Here is a 16,771-nt window from a genome sequence, read left to right on the forward strand (position 1 = left end):
TTATATATAATAATTAAATTATTAATTTAAGGAGTAAAGTATGTGGAAAAGTATAAAAAACTTTTTTCAGTCGATTGCTGATCGTACAGGAATTTCATGGATTGCAAGAAAAATTTCATCAGGTTGGAATTGGTTATTTAGCAGTAAAGCAAATGCTGCTCAAAAAAATATATCACCAAAGAGACCTTCAGATGAGAATGTAAATAAAAGTCCAACTGTTAGCACCCCTATGCAAAATGAGACTGAAGAATCTGTATCTAAAACAGATATAAACGTCGAGCCAGCAGAAAATTTTCCAGAAAGATTAAATGATGAACCTAAAGCAGTAGGTGAGATTAAATTTAAGGATAACCAATTCTTTCTTTCATTAAATAAACCTTTAGCAGAAGGAGAGTATACAAATCTCAATCGTCTCAGTGCTCAATCTAGTTCATTGATTAAACTACTTGTATATGTAAAGTGCGGTAAAAATGAATATAAAATCGTTGGTAATGATAATGGCTTGAGTGAGATCAAAAATGTACTTATAGAAGAAGTAACAAAAAAAGAATGAAAATGGTGTGTATTTAAATCTTAATAAAATTCAGAGTAAAAAAGATAACACCTACCGTATAGCATCGAACAAAATGAATCTGTCAAACCAGGAAGAAACTCATCAATTTAAGTTTCTAGTAGTTTTAAGTATAGTTGTGAAGGAAGCGCCTCATGCAGTTATAACCGGAATCTTCACTGGTGCCATAAGTGCCCGTCGTTTAGCATGGTTTTGGAGGAACGGTCAAATCATTGATGGAGTCCTTAGACTACCTCGGTTAGGAGATTGTATTATATCAACCGTCCCAAGCTGAAGCGTTTCCCTGCTATAAATTATATGAAGGAGTTACCATGAAAAAAACAAAAAGTAAATTAGAAATAATGAACCCTAACGCAGCAGGAATAGATGTTGGTTCGGCTATACATTATGTGTGTGTACCAGAAGGAAGTGATGAACAGCATATACAAAAATTTAGCTGCTTTACAGAGGACCTTCATAACATAGCAAAATGGCTAAAAAAGTGTGAAGTTACTACAGTAGCCATGGAGTCAACCGGAGTGTACTGGATTCCTTTGTTTCAAGTACTTGAATCATATGGACTTGAAGTAAAACTTGCAAATGCAAGACATGTAAAAAATGTACCTGGAAGAAAGTCAGATGTCCAGGACTGCCAATGGCTTCAACAACTACACAGTTATGGGTTAATCGAAGGATCATTTAGGCCAGATAATCAAATGTGTGTATTGCGTAGTTATGTGCGGCAACGTAAAAACTTAATTGAAAATGCTGCTACACATATTAATCGTATGCAAAAGGCGTTGGTACAAATGAATATTCATTTACATAAAGTAATAAGCGATATCACTGGCGTCACAGGAATGCAAATTATTAAAGCAATAGTAGAAGGTGAAAAGAATCCCGAGAAGCTAGCTGAATTCAGAAGTGTGAATATGAAGAACGACAAAGCTACTATAGCAAAAGCATTAACAGGCGATTATAGAGAAGAACATTTATTTGTACTGAAACAAGAATATACAGCATATACTTTTTTTCAAGAGCAAATAACTGAATGTGATAAAAGCATAGAAAATTACTATAAAACATTTGAAACAAAGTCCGATGAGAGTAGAGAGTTAGGTAAGGAAAAAAACAAGTCTAGAAGAGGCAGACCAAACTTCACCTTGCGTGAGAAATTGTATAGGATAACCGGAATAGATTTTACTAAAATTCCTGGATTTGATATACTAACTGTACAAACTATTATTTCAGAAGTTGGCATTAACCATAATAAGTGGCAATCAGAAAAGCACTTTACTTCATGGTTAGTACTTAGCCCTGCTAACAAGATCACAGGAGAAAAAGTATTTGGGACAAAAACTCGTAAAGTCATTAATCGCGCTACAAATGCCCTGCGAATGGCTGCTTATGCTGTGGGAAATAGCACAAGTGCATTAGGTGCATATTGTAGGAGATTAAAAAGACGGCTAGGAGCAATAAAAGCAATTACTGCCACAGCAAGAAAATTAGCATGTATTTTTTACCAAATGTTGAAGTATGGACAAGAGTATGTGGAAAAAGGAATGAGTTATTATGAAACACGCTACAAAGAGAAAATTGTGAAAAATTTGATCAAGAAAGCGCAGGAGTTTGGCTACACACTAGTTCAACAAGAAGAGTTGATTAATGGAGTTTCTTAGGAGAAGAAATATTAGGATTGGAGAATGGTGTAACAAAGGTTAAAGTAGATGATATATCTAATCAGCCGTTTGAAGGTACAGCGTTGGAGCAGCATAATCTCAATCCTACTACGGCACAACAAGATGAAAAAGGTACAAAACCAAGTCCAACAATTGGAGTACCAGAAGCACAAACACATTGTACCTCTAATCCGAGCAAAGTAGGAAGCGGTATTATTAATTAGTAAACAAATCCTTCACAAAAGAGCACCTCCTTTGGTGCTCTTTTTCTTTATAAGTTTTCTCCATAGGGAAAATTGACAAATTAAATTTTATATATAATGATTAAATTATTAATTTAAGGAGTGGACATGTTAAAAAAAATAAAAAACTTTTTTAAGCGGATTGCTGATCATACAAGAATCTCGTGGATTGCAAAAAAAGTTTCATCAGGTTGGAATTGGTTATTTAGCAGTAAAGCAAATACTGCTCAAGAAAATATATCACCAAAGAGACCTTCAGATGAGAATGTAAATAAAAATAATACGTTGCCAAAAACTCTAGATGGTAATCAATTAATACTGCCAAAGCAGATAGATAGACCCAAAGTTTGTCTTGAAGTTATCGATGGTGAACTACTATTAACTATGATAAATAAAAATTATAAAATCCTTGAAGAGAAACATAAGAATCCATGTCAATATGATGAATTTCATGCATTTGTAAGATGTGATAGTGGAGATTTTTATATTACCGGCCCTTATCGCTCACAGAAAAATATAAGTGCTGAGAGGAAGTCTGTGTCAATAACTTCAGTAAAGAAACAAAGTGATGAAGGTTCTGTATTAAGTAATCCATTAGAAATGATAGGTGTATTGGGCTTAGGTAAAAACAAAGAGTTCGTTAAAGTGGATAAGATAAATTACAAGCCATTAAAAACAAAAAAAACATCAGTATTAGGTGAGCTTGAATTTGAAGGGAATAACTTTTGGTTAAATTTGGAAGAGTGTATAAACATTAAGGATTATAAAGGTAGTTTAACCAAGGACGCATATCATCCTAAGTTTCTTGTATATCTAAAGTATAATAAAAGAGAATATTGCATTACTGGTAGGAGTGTTAATTCTCCTGAGTTTGCTAAACATTTAATTGTAGAATCGATAATAGAGAAGAACAAAGATGGGAAGTATATCGATAGCGATAAAATATTAGTTCAAGACAATATTGAGAATGTGAAAAAAATGTTAGGATTGGAGAATGGTGTAACAAATGTTAAAGTAGATAGTATATCTAATCAGCCGTTTGGAGTTGAAACACCCACTACTACGGCACAACAACCGATTAACAATACACCTGTTGATCGACTAACATCATTGGCAGTAACAAGAGAATCTTCTACTATCAACATTTTTAACGGAAACTTAGAACTACGTCTTGCAGATGATATTCAACAAAATCTAGAGGATTATAAGCATCCAAGAAACAACGGTAAATATCGTATGAAAATACACTGCAATGAACATGATTTTAACATTAATTTTAGTAAGAGAGATAACGATGATGGTTCCGTATCTCTAATTATTAATATGCTACAAAAAGATAAACGCGAACTTTGTCAGGTAGCGCAAATGAAAAAGTCCTTAGGCTTCAAGAAAGGTTCAACATTTGTTGTAATAGATTCTATTGAAAGTTTTAAAGCGCGTGGCGTACCAAGCTCAGAAACTACTAGTCTGGCTAACTATAATAAATCTCTATTAGTTAATGCACATAAAGAAAAAGATGAGCATAATACTGATGCTAGTAACAAGATAATACAGCAAGAGGTTGATAATGAGGATAATGAACAAGAGGAGTTTTATGATGCAGAAGAGGAATTAGATGGTGATTTTCATGATGCATTGTTTATTCCAGAAGAAGCAAAATTGGAATTTTCTCAAGAATTATCTAACTACTTATCAAAAGCAAGAGGCTCAGAAATAAGAAGATTGCTTTGCGATGAAGTAGTACCAAATTCGTTACTTATGCGATTAATAGTTGAAGAAAAGCTTGCGAGTAATAATTGTTCTTGCTAGTTAATTTCACAAAAGAGCACCTCCTTTGGTGCTCTTTTTCTTTATAAGTTTTCTCCATAAGAGAAAATTGACAAATTAAACTTCATATGTAATAATTAAATTATTAACTTAAGGAGTAAAATATGTTAAAAAAAATAAAAACCTTTTTTAAGCGGATTGCTGATCATACAAGAATCTCGTGGATTGCAAAAAAAGTTTCATCAGGCTGGAATTGGTTATTTAGCAGTAAAGCAAATGCTGCTCAAAAAAATATATCACCAAAGAGACCTTCAGATGAGAATGTAAATAAAAGTCCAACTGTTAGCACCCCTATGCAAAATGAGACTGAAGAACCTGTATCTAAAACAGGTACAAACGTCGAGCCAGCAGAAAATTTTCCAGAAAAATCAGAACAACCAAGAAGGCACGTAAATCCTAATAAACCTAATGTTATTCAACAAAGCACAAAGCCAGAGAGTTATTTTGAATTTATCGATAACAAATTACTATTTGTTATAACAAACGAGAATTATAAACGTCTTGAAGAAAAATGTAAAAATGAAGACAAAAATGGTAAAGTTATACCTGGAGAATTTCGTATATTTGTAGAGTGTGAAAGTAACAAGTTTTGTATTACTGGCCCTCATAGTTCATGTCAAGATGTAGATGATGGAAAGAAATCTGTATCCATAACTTCAGTGAGGAAACAGAATTTCGAAGGAACTGCTTCAAAAGACCCATTGGAAATGATGTATAAAGTAGGCTTGGATGAGAACAAAAAGCTTGTTGAAATAACTAGAATGTCTATAAATCCATTTAAAACTACAACACCTAATCTTAATGCTACTACGATACAACGAACAGTTAACAATGATTCTGAAACAACAACCACTGATCAGCAAAGGGCATTGAGCCAAGAACTTGTTGCTAATGAACCTAAAGCGGTAGGTGAGCTTAAATTTGTTGGTGAAAAGTTATTATTAGTTACAACCTCAGATCAGTTTGCAAAATGTAAGGATTATAGAAATACTCAGAGTGCAAATCCAGATGAACTTCTTATGTTTATAAAATGCGGTGCAAATGAATATCGTATTGGTGCGACCTGAAAGTCTTCGGTCATATTGTTTAAAAGGAGAGGAATTCATTCAGAAAGAAACTGAAAGGATTCTAAAACTTATTAAACCAGATGTTTTGCCGTCTGAGTCTACGCATCAGTGCGAATCGGGCAACCGGTTGGTGCCAAGCGATGCGGACAATGAACCTCCTCTTGAAAAAGAAGATGCTCAATCGTGAGAGGAGCATAAACTACAAGTATCATGTGGTTGGAGAGCTAGGCTAGTGGTATGGTGAACGTAAGTGAAGCTTCATAAGTATCGTAATGATTAAGGAGCTAAAGATGCTGATAAGCTCTGACCAAAAGGTAATGTGGATAAGTTACATTTTTCATTTCTAGATGTACGCAAATAATAATTCCACCGGTATAGAGAAGCCACCTAACCCACTGTTGTATGACTGGAGAAACAGGGTAAGCCTGTATCTTCGCCTACATGGCAAGCAAACCGCAAGGAATGCTGATGGAAGTGCAGGTAAAGGAGAATGGAGAAAGCGAATGCCATTTTGTAACGAAATGGATAGAATTTGTAACATTAATTCGCGTGAAAACGAGCAGACTTCCATTTGGTCCCTCGTGACAAGAAACTTTGTTAACCACTTAAGGTAGGAAAGCAGATGATTACAAGTAAACCTGTAAGTGCATCTACCGAAAGCTTTGAAGCATGGAAGCAATTGCCATGGAAGAAATGCCAGAAAGTTATTGTGAGGCTACAAAGACGTATTGTTAAGGCTGTCCAAGAAGGAAGATGGGGTAAGGTAAAAGCTTTACAACATCTTCTCACACGCTCTTTTAGCGGAAAAGCTTTGGCTGTTAAGAGAGTAACTGAAAACCAAGGAAAAACCACAGCAGGTGTAGATCGTCAACTATGGTCAACTTGCAATGCTAAATTTCAAGGAATAAAGCTGTTAAAACAAAGAGGATATAAACCTTCTCCGCTCAAACGAATTTATATCAGTAAATCTAATGGCAAAAGAAGGCCTCTCGGTATACCCACGATAAAAGATAGAGCGATGCAAGCATTATATCTGTTTGCTCTGGAACCGATAGCTGAAACGATCAGTGATCGTCACTCCTATGGCTTTAGACCTAAAAGATCCTGCGCGGATGCTATTGCTGCTTGTCACTTATTACTGGCAAGACGCAATCGACCACAATGGATACTAGAAGGTGATATCAAAGGGTGCTTTGACAACATTAACCATGAATGGCTTATGAAGCATATTCCTATGGAAAAGAAAATTCTTCATAGTTGGTTAAAGGCTGGTTTCCTAGAATCGAAAACTCTGTATCCCACAACTGCTGGCACTCCGCAAGGAAGTATAATTTCTCCAATACTAGCTAACTTTACCTTAGATGGTCTTGAACAGTTATTAGAAAGTCGCTTTGGTAAATTAGGTAGCAAAAGAAGAGGAAAAATCAGAAGTGGAGTGAATGTAATCAGGTACGCAGACGACTGTGCGCTGTAGAGACACGGGAAGTGTTGAAGCTATGCAATAGATGAGGGAGGGTCCCTCGGAGTCGGTTTGCAAGAGCAGGCTTCAAACAGCCATAAGCTGCTTTGGTAAAGAGCTAAGGTAGTGAGCGTTATGGAAAAGGCACAATTATGTGTCATGTATGAAACAGAGAGACGAACGCAAGTAAACCACTGATGAAGTGTCGAAAGCGTAGAGACGACGTCAAAACCAGGGGGTAGTCGTTAACCTGGGATAAATCTACCGGGAGCTTGTTTACTGGGTGGGTGGCGTCCGGCATAAAAGTGGCGTGAATCTATTTTAGGCTATTGCATGGAACTACGGGAACCTGTCGTTTCGATGATAAGGAAGAAGTCCAAAGAGCCGATCTCTGAGGATGAGAGTACCGATGCGAAAAACAGGGGCGGATTAGCTCATAGTAGTGAAGAAGTTTCTGTAATGGAAATGGAGCGAAGGAGCTGAGTTATTTAGTTTTAATTATTTTGTCAACCGTAATGGGAGGAATTAATGAATAAAACAAAGTCTTTTGATATACCGAAGCAACTTATTTGGAGAGCTTATAAACAAGTATCGAAAAATAAAGGTGCTGCAGGTGTAGATGAGGTCTCGATAACAAAGTTTGAGGAAAATCTAAAAGATAATTTGTACAAACTATGGAATCGGATGTCATCCGGAAGTTATTTTCCCGAGCCAGTAAAAGCTGTTGCAATACCGAAAGATACGGGAGGACAAAGAACTTTATGTGTTCCTTCAGTGTCCGACAGGGTAGCACAAACAGCCGCTACTATGTATCTTGAACCGATAGTAGAGCCGAAATTTCACGAGGATTCATATGGTTATAGACCAAATAAGTCTGCATTGGATGCGGTATATACAGCACGGAAGAGATGTTGGAAAAATGATTGGACAGTAGATCTGGATATATCTGGATTCTTCGACAATCTGGACCACGATTTAGCAATGCAGGCTATCAAGAAACACACAGACTGCAAATGGGTCATACTGTATGTTGAGAGGTGGATGAAAGCCCCCATTCAGCAAGCAGATGGCAGTAAGGTAGTTAGGGATAAAGGAGTTCCGCAAGGAGGTTCAGTTAGCCCAATCATCTCTAATATATTCATGCATCATGTGTTTGATATATGGATGAAAAAGAACTACCCGACAGTACCATTTGAGAGGTATGTGGATGATGCGATAGTGCACTGCAGAACTAAGAGACAGGCAGAATTTATGAAAGTAATGATCGAAGAAAGATTGGCTAAGTGTAAATTGAGGTTACATCCCGAAAAGACACAGATAGTGTACTGTAAGGATGGTAATAGGAGAGATGAGTTTCCTACACAAAACTTTGATTTCTTGGGCTATACCTTTAGAGCTAGAGGAGCAAAGAATAAGAAGGGGGAGTGTTATGTTTCATTTCTACCTGCAATCAGCAACAAAGCCAAGAAGAAGATCAAGAAAACCATAAAGTCATGGAGAATACATCGGATTACGTGGACCACATTAGAGGAAATATCGAAGAAAATAGATCCAATAGTCAGAGGCTGGTTTCAGTACTATGGCAGGTTTTATAAATCGGAGATGTATACATCTCTCAGAAATATAGAGAGATACCTCATAAGATGGGTCAGAACCAAATATAAGAAACTTCGAGATCATGGAAGACTAGCAAAGCAATTTCTAGGAAAAGTGAGAAAGAGGTCTCCAAATATTTTCTATCATTGGACACTTGGGTTAGGATCAAAGGGCTAAATAATGGGAGCTGTATAAACCGAGAGGTTTCCGTACAGTTCTGCGAGAGACTGGTGGAGAAGTTCCGCTGGTCTACTCTCCTTATTATTTCAGGTTTCACACATGAAGTACTGGAAAAGGAAGTTAAGCCTTTAGTATCATCCTTTCTTCATGAGCGAGGTTTAATTCTGTCAGAAGAGAAGACAAAGATTACATCTATTACAACAGGGTTTGACTTTCTTGGTTGTAATGTACGTAGATATAATAAGAAGTTAATTATTAAACCTTCGAAAGAAAGTATTAAAAGACTTCTTAATAAAGCACGTACATTGATAAAAGCAAATATAGCGAACACTCAGGCTATAGTAATTAAGTCACTCAACTCTCTACTGAGAGGATGGGGAAATTACTATCACCATGTGTGTGCTAAAAAAGCGTTTAGAAAGATCGACAATGAAATTTGGCATAGTTTATGGAAATGGGCAAAGAAAAGACATCCTCGTAAAGGATTACGTTGGATAAAGAATCGTTACTTCAAAGTAATGGGTCAACGCCAATGGGTTTTTGCTGCACCCATATGCAAGAACAAACCAAAAGAGATACGGTATTTAAGACTGCTTAAGCTGATTGATATACCTATCAGACGACATGTTAAAATCAGAGCGGATGCAAATCCCCTTGACTTAAAATGGAAAAAGTATTTTGATGAGAGAGTGAAACGAACAAGAATGTTAGCAAGCTCCTTTTCAAGAGAAGGTTCTCTACTGTTGGTGTCACCATTAAGAATGATGTTTCCTGAGGAATCATGAAGGACAAGCCGGTTCTAGAAAAGAAGAACTTAGATAAGGGGCTCAAGCGTAGTGTGGGGAAACCTGCATGCTGCGTTTCTAAGGGAGGGAGTAGTAGTAATACTGCTTCCTTACCTGACCCTGTATAATTTAACTATGAATTTTATGGTTACAAACTTTAATCATTTAAGATAATCTTACTACTAATTCTTAATTTAGGTCTTTATACAAATGAAAGTAGCTAATATCTTCATTTTTTTAATTCTATCTCTTACAATTAGCTTTCACTCCACTCATGCACAAATATTGTACACATGGTCTCAAATCATTCCAGAAAATAAATTGAGCATACGTGCAATTATAGACAATAACATGTGTCCCATTGCTTACGTCGATGATAAGAAAGTAGAAATGCTAAGTCGCAGCTCAATCAACAATACCGAAACAGTTTGTGAACTCATAGTAGAAACAAATGCTCAAAACATTAGTATTGACAATATAAAGGTTCCCGTATTAGCGAAAAAGATCAGTAAAATTGCTTTCATTGGTGATACAGGATGTAGAATAAATATGTTATTTCAGCAAGAATGTAATTCTATAGATAGCTGGCCTTTAAAAAAAAATTTAAATTCAATTGCTTTTCATAAACCAGATTTAATCATCCATGTTGGTGATTATCATTATAGACAAACAAAATGTAGAAACACAAAAAAGTGCGGCGATATTTATGGATATAATAAAGAAGCTTGGTACGCTGATTGGTTTGAGCCTGCAAAAGATATTTTAACACAATCTCCTTTTCTTTTTGTTCGTGGAAATCATGAGAGTTGTAATAGAGCCTATGAAGGATGGTTCAGATATTTAGATTCATATCCCTTTTTCCTTAAAAAATGTAAAGCTCTTGTTTCTAGTTGGTCCTTAGATATTGGACCAATTAAGTTTTTTATCTTCGATTCTTCATCTGGTGAGGAAATTTTTACAACCCAAAGCACAATTGAGGATTTTGAGAGGGAATTTGATAAATTGATACAAGATAAGCCCGCGTGGTTTCTAACTCATAAACCTCTTTGGAGATCTCCAAAGAAAGAATTTTTAACATTAAAAAGCCATGGTAATCTTACACAAATTGAAGCTTTTGGAGATAAATTTCTAAGTAATGTTACTACCATAATTTCTGGTCACATTCATATAGCCCAGATTTTATTAATGGATAATGTTCCAGACCAGATTATAGTTGGAAATGGCGGTGCATTATTACATGTCCAAGATCAAGAACCTGTTTATCAAAATGTAGAATTTGACTATCCAAATGGCAGAAATTACTTAGCACGCGAGGTTAGAAACTTTTTTGGCTTTGGCTTTGCAATATTAAGTTTAGACGATCATAAATTTACTTTCTATAATCAAGATAATAAGGAAATGTATTCTGCAAACCTAACAAAAGACTTTAAACTTCAAACAAATGAAAATTAGGACTATTTGTTGTTATCGATCACTGACCTTACCGAGAAAAAGTAGAGAAGAAGTTTTTGCCATGAGAATAAATTGTGCAGAGTTAACACTAGATGTAAAACAATTCATAAAGGTCTAAAAATAAGATTTATACGTAAAAAAAGACCTATGGATACAAAGAAAAGGACGCAGAAAAAACGTGCTGAGCTTAAAAAACTCATAGCAACAAAAACCACTGAATTCTTGTATATATCGACTAATCTGGAATTGATAACACAAAAGTCAGCGTATTAGTATGATTGCAGCTTTGAATAAGGGAAAAATTATGGCGCCTATGATTTTTGAAGGCTATTGCGATACAGACGTTTTTAATAGCTAGTTCAAGCTTTTTGCTGGGTGATTTTGGATAATGCAACTTTTCATAAAAATAAGTGAATTTGTGAAAAGTGTCAGTGCTGAAGTTATATATCTGCCTCCATATTCTCCTGATTTTAATCAAACCATTGGTTTGTTATAAAAAATTGAGCCAGAAAGAATATCCAGCTATTCGAACTATTAGAAAAAGAGCTATATATGAGCATGTTTTAGCACAGACATTATTTTTGTAACTAGGCAAATGCAATCAGTGTTGGCGGCTTGAAAGGATATCAATTAATAAAGAAATGGTGCGACCTGAAAGTCTTCGGTCATATTGTTTAAAAGGAGAGGAATTCATTCAGAAAGAAACTGAAAGGATTCTAAAACTTATTAAACCAGATGTTTTGCCGTCTGAGTCTACGCATCAGTGCGAATCGGGCAACCGGTTGGTGCCAAGCGATGCGGACAATGAACCTCCTCTTGAAAAAGAAGATGCTCAATCGTGAGAGGAGCATAAACTACAAGTATCATGTGGTTGGAGAGCTAGGCTAGTGGTATGGTGAACGTAAGTGAAGCTTCATAAGTATCGTAATGATTAAGGAGCTAAAGATGCTGATAAGCTCTGACCAAAAGGTAATGTGGATAAGTTACATTTTTCATTTCTAGATGTACGCAAATAATAATTCCACCGGTATAGAGAAGCCACCTAACCCACTGTTGTATGACTGGAGAAACAGGGTAAGCCTGTATTTTCGCCTACATGGCAAGCAAACCGCAAGGAATGCTGATGGAAGTGCAGGTAAAGGAGAATGGAGAAAGCGAATGCCATTTTGTAACGAAATGGATAGAATTTGTAACATTAATTCGCGTGAAAACGAGCAGACTTCCATTTGGTCCCTCGTGACAAGAAACTTTGTTAACCACTTAAGGTAGGAAAGCAGATGATTACAAGTAAACCTGTAAGTGCATCTACCGAAAGCTTTGAAGCATGGAAGCAATTGCCATGGAAGAAATGCCAGAAAGTTATTGTGAGGCTACAAAGACGTATTGTTAAGGCTGTCCAAGAAGGAAGATGGGGTAAGGTAAAAGCTTTACAACATCTTCTCACACGCTCTTTTAGCGGAAAAGCTTTGGCTGTTAAGAGAGTAACTGAAAACCAAGGAAAAACCACAGCAGGTGTAGATCGTCAACTATGGTCAACTTGCAATGCTAAATTTCAAGGAATAAAGCTGTTAAAACAAAGAGGATATAAACCTTCTCCGCTCAAACGAATTTATATCAGTAAATCTAATGGCAAAAGAAGGCCTCTCGGTATACCCACGATAAAAGATAGAGCGATGCAAGCATTATATCTGTTTGCTCTGGAACCGATAGCTGAAACGATCAGTGATCGTCACTCCTATGGCTTTAGACCTAAAAGATCCTGCGCGGATGCTATTGCTGCTTGTCACTTATTACTGGCAAGACGCAATCGACCACAATGGATACTAGAAGGTGATATCAAAGGGTGCTTTGACAACATTAACCATGAATGGCTTATGAAGCATATTCCTATGGAAAAGAAAATTCTTCATAGTTGGTTAAAGGCTGGTTTCCTAGAATCGAAAACTCTGTATCCCACAACTGCTGGCACTCCGCAAGGAAGTATAATTTCTCCAATACTAGCTAACTTTACCTTAGATGGTCTTGAACAGTTATTAGAAAGTCGCTTTGGTAAATTAGGTAGCAAAAGAAGAGGAAAAATCAGAAGTGGAGTGAATGTAATCAGGTACGCAGACGACTGTGCGCTGTAGAGACACGGGAAGTGTTGAAGCTATGCAATAGATGAGGGAGGGTCCCTCGGAGTCGGTTTGCAAGAGCAGGCTTCAAACAGCCATAAGCTGCTTTGGTAAAGAGCTAAGGTAGTGAGCGTTATGGAAAAGGCACAATTATGTGTCATGTATGAAACAGAGAGACGAACGCAAGTAAACCACTGATGAAGTGTCGAAAGCGTAGAGACGACGTCAAAACCAGGGGGTAGTCGTTAACCTGGGATAAATCTACCGGGAGCTTGTTTACTGGGTGGGTGGCGTCCGGCATAAAAGTGGCGTGAATCTATTTTAGGCTATTGCATGGAACTACGGGAACCTGTCGTTTCGATGATAAGGAAGAAGTCCAAAGAGCCGATCTCTGAGGATGAGAGTACCGATGCGAAAAACAGGGGCGGATTAGCTCATAGTAGTGAAGAAGTTTCTGTAATGGAAATGGAGCGAAGGAGCTGAGTTATTTAGTTTTAATTATTTTGTCAACCGTAATGGGAGGAATTAATGAATAAAACAAAGTCTTTTGATATACCGAAGCAACTTATTTGGAGAGCTTATAAACAAGTATCGAAAAATAAAGGTGCTGCAGGTGTAGATGAGGTCTCGATAACAAAGTTTGAGGAAAATCTAAAAGATAATTTGTACAAACTATGGAATCGGATGTCATCCGGAAGTTATTTTCCCGAGCCAGTAAAAGCTGTTGCAATACCGAAAGATACGGGAGGACAAAGAACTTTATGTGTTCCTTCAGTGTCCGACAGGGTAGCACAAACAGCCGCTACTATGTATCTTGAACCGATAGTAGAGCCGAAATTTCACGAGGATTCATATGGTTATAGACCAAATAAGTCTGCATTGGATGCGGTATATACAGCACGGAAGAGATGTTGGAAAAATGATTGGACAGTAGATCTGGATATATCTGGATTCTTCGACAATCTGGACCACGATTTAGCAATGCAGGCTATCAAGAAACACACAGACTGCAAATGGGTCATACTGTATGTTGAGAGGTGGATGAAAGCCCCCATTCAGCAAGCAGATGGCAGTAAGGTAGTTAGGGATAAAGGAGTTCCGCAAGGAGGTTCAGTTAGCCCAATCATCTCTAATATATTCATGCATCATGTGTTTGATATATGGATGAAAAAGAACTACCCGACAGTACCATTTGAGAGGTATGTGGATGATGCGATAGTGCACTGCAGAACTAAGAGACAGGCAGAATTTATGAAAGTAATGATCGAAGAAAGATTGGCTAAGTGTAAATTGAGGTTACATCCCGAAAAGACACAGATAGTGTACTGTAAGGATGGTAATAGGAGAGATGAGTTTCCTACACAAAACTTTGATTTCTTGGGCTATACCTTTAGAGCTAGAGGAGCAAAGAATAAGAAGGGGGAGTGTTATGTTTCATTTCTACCTGCAATCAGCAACAAAGCCAAGAAGAAGATCAAGAAAACCATAAAGTCATGGAGAATACATCGGATTACGTGGACCACATTAGAGGAAATATCGAAGAAAATAGATCCAATAGTCAGAGGCTGGTTTCAGTACTATGGCAGGTTTTATAAATCGGAGATGTATACATCTCTCAGAAATATAGAGAGATACCTCATAAGATGGGTCAGAACCAAATATAAGAAACTTCGAGATCATGGAAGACTAGCAAAGCAATTTCTAGGAAAAGTGAGAAAGAGGTCTCCAAATATTTTCTATCATTGGACACTTGGGTTAGGATCAAAGGGCTAAATAATGGGAGCTGTATAAACCGAGAGGTTTCCGTACAGTTCTGCGAGAGACTGGTGGAGAAGTTCCGCTGGTCTACTCTCCTTATTATTTCAGGTTTCACACATGAAGTACTGGAAAAGGAAGTTAAGCCTTTAGTATCATCCTTTCTTCATGAGCGAGGTTTAATTCTGTCAGAAGAGAAGACAAAGATTACATCTATTACAACAGGGTTTGACTTTCTTGGTTGTAATGTACGTAGATATAATAAGAAGTTAATTATTAAACCTTCGAAAGAAAGTATTAAAAGACTTCTTAATAAAGCACGTACATTGATAAAAGCAAATATAGCGAACACTCAGGCTATAGTAATTAAGTCACTCAACTCTCTACTGAGAGGATGGGGAAATTACTATCACCATGTGTGTGCTAAAAAAGCGTTTAGAAAGATCGACAATGAAATTTGGCATAGTTTATGGAAATGGGCAAAGAAAAGACATCCTCGTAAAGGATTACGTTGGATAAAGAATCGTTACTTCAAAGTAATGGGTCAACGCCAATGGGTTTTTGCTGCACCCATATGCAAGAACAAACCAAAAGAGATACGGTATTTAAGACTGCTTAAGCTGATTGATATACCTATCAGACGACATGTTAAAATCAGAGCGGATGCAAATCCCCTTGACTTAAAATGGAAAAAGTATTTTGATGAGAGAGTGAAACGAACAAGAATGTTAGCAAGCTCCNTAAGAGAATATAAAAAGATTAACGATCAGGAGTTACGTAGAATGTTTTGTTTACTAACCAAAATTGCCCGAGTTGGTGAAGAAAATAGTAAAAAAACAGAAAGAATAAAAATTGCAAAAGGTCTGGTTAAAGCAGGAATTTCTATCGATATTGTCTCGAAAACAATAGGTCTCTCTGCTAATGAGTGTGTTGAAGAAAAAACGGGTTCTATCTACTACCAAATAGGAAAAAAGATAAAAGAATGGACGGGAATATACTCAGAAGGATTTAGCAGAGAAAATGGTTACAACACGTGATGAAATAAGCAATTATGAACAAGGAAGGGTTGCTGTTCCACTTGATAAATTATATGGAATGGCAGAAGCATTATCGATTAATATTACAGATCTGCTAATAGAAGAAGATGAGATAGTAGAAAATGAATTACCGAATTTAATTGAAGAATACAAAAAGATTGAAAGCCAAGAACTACGTAATGCACTAATAAAATCTCTGCTTGAAGGCATACAAATTTGCGAAGAGAAAGTGAAAAGAGCAGAAAAGATGAAAACAGCAAAAGACTTAGTAAAAGCAGGAATTTCTATTGATATTATTTTGCAAGCGGTAGGCATCTCTTTAGACGAAATTCAACAATAAAAAAATCATCATATATGAATATATTCACCTTTTGATGAAAAAATAAGCAAAAAAGATTTAAAAATTGATTTGACTTCACTCAAAAGCTATGGCCTTATGCCAATGCTGATAAAAAAACAGCAGTAAATATTTAAAAAAAGTTTGTTGTTAGTGAAGATATGAATAAAAGTAAAGAAGAAATCGAATTCAGAATATTAGAAAGCAAAGGCAAGGCATTACTTGATCGTGAAATAATGGAAACGTTTCTAAGTGCAGTACATGAAAGGCCGCAGGCTCAAGAAATTGCTAAAAATCTGGTGAATACTTATACGGGAGTAGGAAGGATTTTAGGCCGAGAAATGGATGACCTGAAAGTTATAGAAGGAGTGACTGATTCTGCAGTAGCAATGATTATGTGTGTTAAGGAAACACTAGAAAGGGTGCTCAGAGAAAAGCTCAAGAGTGAGCCAGTAATGGACTTACAAGGTCTAGTAGAGTACTTGAACGTAAGCATAGGTCACTCAGAAAGGGAATGTGTAAAAATACTGTACTTGAATAACAGGCGCCAATTAATCGGAGAAGAACTCTATATTGGTGAAATGGAAAAAGCACCGGTGTACATAAAGGAAATTATAAGAAAAGCATTAATAAAGAATGCAACATTCATAATAATGTCACATAACCACCCTGGGGGAAGTTTAGAACCATC

19 protein-coding genes and 2 pseudogenes are annotated in these 16,771 nt (G+C 36.5%); all 21 read left to right on the plus strand.

Annotated features, from left to right (window positions below):
* Window positions 1-40 precede the first annotated feature (40 nt).
* Window positions 41-553 carry a hypothetical protein gene (locus tag BVG17_RS00095; protein ID WP_241654091.1) on the plus strand — a complete coding sequence of 171 codons (513 nt, stop codon included), beginning with the start codon at window positions 41-43 and terminating at the stop codon, window positions 551-553.
* A 7-nt stretch (window positions 554-560) separates the two neighbouring features.
* Entirely contained in the window at window positions 561-845 is a 285-nt protein-coding gene (locus BVG17_RS09300; protein WP_241654092.1) for a hypothetical protein, read from the plus strand.
* A 37-nt stretch (window positions 846-882) separates the two neighbouring features.
* Window positions 883-2,229 (plus strand): IS110 family RNA-guided transposase, encoded by a 1,347-nt coding sequence (locus tag BVG17_RS00100; RefSeq protein ID WP_143688718.1) that lies wholly within the window; start codon window positions 883-885, stop codon window positions 2,227-2,229.
* 17 nt (window positions 2,230-2,246) lie between these two features.
* Window positions 2,247-2,453: a hypothetical protein gene (locus tag BVG17_RS00105; RefSeq protein ID WP_241654093.1), complete on the plus strand. Its 207-nt coding sequence runs from the start codon at window positions 2,247-2,249 to the stop codon at window positions 2,451-2,453.
* 126 nt (window positions 2,454-2,579) lie between these two features.
* Window positions 2,580-4,280: a hypothetical protein gene (locus BVG17_RS00110; RefSeq protein ID WP_143688719.1), complete on the plus strand. Its 1,701-nt coding sequence runs from the start codon at window positions 2,580-2,582 to the stop codon at window positions 4,278-4,280.
* Between the two features lie 122 nt (window positions 4,281-4,402).
* Window positions 4,403-5,365, plus strand: a complete 963-nt coding sequence (locus BVG17_RS00115) for a hypothetical protein (RefSeq protein WP_143688720.1) — start codon at window positions 4,403-4,405, stop codon at window positions 5,363-5,365.
* Window positions 5,340-5,552, plus strand: a complete 213-nt coding sequence (locus BVG17_RS00120) for a hypothetical protein (protein ID WP_241654094.1) — start codon at window positions 5,340-5,342, stop codon at window positions 5,550-5,552. Before BVG17_RS00115 ends, BVG17_RS00120 begins: the two co-directional genes overlap by 26 nt.
* A gap of 435 nt (window positions 5,553-5,987) precedes the next feature.
* Entirely contained in the window at window positions 5,988-6,839 is an 852-nt protein-coding gene (locus BVG17_RS00130) for a reverse transcriptase domain-containing protein (protein WP_241654095.1), read from the plus strand.
* Window positions 6,840-7,184: 345 nt separating this feature from the next.
* Entirely contained in the window at window positions 7,185-7,307 is a 123-nt protein-coding gene (locus BVG17_RS09895) for a hypothetical protein (protein WP_255447005.1), read from the plus strand.
* 45 nt (window positions 7,308-7,352) lie between these two features.
* Window positions 7,353-8,597, plus strand: a complete 1,245-nt coding sequence (ltrA, locus tag BVG17_RS00135) for a group II intron reverse transcriptase/maturase (protein ID WP_143688722.1) — start codon at window positions 7,353-7,355, stop codon at window positions 8,595-8,597.
* A gap of 53 nt (window positions 8,598-8,650) precedes the next feature.
* Window positions 8,651-9,385 carry a group II intron maturase-specific domain-containing protein gene (locus tag BVG17_RS00140; RefSeq protein ID WP_241654096.1) on the plus strand — a complete coding sequence of 245 codons (735 nt, stop codon included), beginning with the start codon at window positions 8,651-8,653 and terminating at the stop codon, window positions 9,383-9,385.
* Complete coding sequence (locus tag BVG17_RS09900; RefSeq protein WP_255447034.1) at window positions 9,382-9,513, plus strand: hypothetical protein; 132 nt, start codon at window positions 9,382-9,384, stop codon at window positions 9,511-9,513. Before BVG17_RS00140 ends, BVG17_RS09900 begins: the two co-directional genes overlap by 4 nt.
* 82 nt (window positions 9,514-9,595) lie before the next feature.
* Window positions 9,596-10,837, plus strand: a complete 1,242-nt coding sequence (locus BVG17_RS00145; protein ID WP_063631197.1) for a metallophosphoesterase — start codon at window positions 9,596-9,598, stop codon at window positions 10,835-10,837.
* 84 nt (window positions 10,838-10,921) lie between these two features.
* A pseudogene (locus BVG17_RS09305) lies at window positions 10,922-11,338 on the plus strand (transposase); the annotation flags it as partial.
* A gap of 143 nt (window positions 11,339-11,481) precedes the next feature.
* Window positions 11,482-11,679, plus strand: a complete 198-nt coding sequence (locus BVG17_RS00150; RefSeq protein ID WP_230609272.1) for a hypothetical protein — start codon at window positions 11,482-11,484, stop codon at window positions 11,677-11,679.
* A 435-nt stretch (window positions 11,680-12,114) separates the two neighbouring features.
* Window positions 12,115-12,966: a reverse transcriptase domain-containing protein gene (locus BVG17_RS00160; protein ID WP_241654095.1), complete on the plus strand. Its 852-nt coding sequence runs from the start codon at window positions 12,115-12,117 to the stop codon at window positions 12,964-12,966.
* A gap of 345 nt (window positions 12,967-13,311) precedes the next feature.
* Entirely contained in the window at window positions 13,312-13,434 is a 123-nt protein-coding gene (locus tag BVG17_RS09905; RefSeq protein ID WP_255447005.1) for a hypothetical protein, read from the plus strand.
* Window positions 13,435-13,479: 45 nt separating this feature from the next.
* Window positions 13,480-14,724, plus strand: coding sequence for a group II intron reverse transcriptase/maturase (ltrA, locus tag BVG17_RS00165; protein ID WP_143688722.1), 1,245 nt, complete (start codon window positions 13,480-13,482; stop codon window positions 14,722-14,724).
* 53 nt (window positions 14,725-14,777) lie between these two features.
* The coding region (locus BVG17_RS00170) for a group II intron maturase-specific domain-containing protein (RefSeq protein ID WP_276528477.1) at window positions 14,778-15,446 on the plus strand (669 nt) is incomplete at its 3' end.
* A gap of 1 nt (window position 15,447) precedes the next feature.
* Window positions 15,448-16,083: pseudogene (locus tag BVG17_RS00175) on the plus strand (helix-turn-helix domain-containing protein); the annotation flags it as partial.
* A gap of 158 nt (window positions 16,084-16,241) precedes the next feature.
* A partial coding sequence (locus BVG17_RS00180; RefSeq protein ID WP_143688912.1) for a JAB domain-containing protein occupies window positions 16,242-16,771 on the plus strand: 530 nt, incomplete at its 3' end.

The sequence above is a fragment of the Wolbachia endosymbiont of Laodelphax striatellus genome, from assembly GCF_007115015.1.
In the GTDB taxonomy this organism is placed as follows: Bacteria; Pseudomonadota; Alphaproteobacteria; order Rickettsiales; family Anaplasmataceae; genus Wolbachia.

Coding starts and splice junctions, on each gene's coding strand:
- BVG17_RS09900 (WP_255447034.1), top strand. CDS start 9,382: ATGAAGGACAAGCCGGTTCTAGAAAAGAAGAACTTAGATAAGGGGCTC.
- BVG17_RS00110 (WP_143688719.1), top strand. CDS start 2,580: ATGTTAAAAAAAATAAAAAACTTTTTTAAGCGGATTGCTGATCATACA.
- BVG17_RS00115 (WP_143688720.1), top strand. CDS start 4,403: ATGTTAAAAAAAATAAAAACCTTTTTTAAGCGGATTGCTGATCATACA.
- ltrA (WP_143688722.1), top strand. CDS start 13,480: ATGAATAAAACAAAGTCTTTTGATATACCGAAGCAACTTATTTGGAGA.
- BVG17_RS00095 (WP_241654091.1), top strand. CDS start 41: ATGTGGAAAAGTATAAAAAACTTTTTTCAGTCGATTGCTGATCGTACA.
- BVG17_RS00130 (WP_241654095.1), top strand. CDS start 5,988: ATGATTACAAGTAAACCTGTAAGTGCATCTACCGAAAGCTTTGAAGCA.
- BVG17_RS09905 (WP_255447005.1), top strand. CDS start 13,312: ATGATAAGGAAGAAGTCCAAAGAGCCGATCTCTGAGGATGAGAGTACC.
- BVG17_RS00100 (WP_143688718.1), top strand. CDS start 883: ATGAAAAAAACAAAAAGTAAATTAGAAATAATGAACCCTAACGCAGCA.
- BVG17_RS00145 (WP_063631197.1), top strand. CDS start 9,596: ATGAAAGTAGCTAATATCTTCATTTTTTTAATTCTATCTCTTACAATT.
- BVG17_RS09895 (WP_255447005.1), top strand. CDS start 7,185: ATGATAAGGAAGAAGTCCAAAGAGCCGATCTCTGAGGATGAGAGTACC.
- ltrA (WP_143688722.1), top strand. CDS start 7,353: ATGAATAAAACAAAGTCTTTTGATATACCGAAGCAACTTATTTGGAGA.
- BVG17_RS00160 (WP_241654095.1), top strand. CDS start 12,115: ATGATTACAAGTAAACCTGTAAGTGCATCTACCGAAAGCTTTGAAGCA.
- BVG17_RS00120 (WP_241654094.1), top strand. CDS start 5,340: ATGAATATCGTATTGGTGCGACCTGAAAGTCTTCGGTCATATTGTTTA.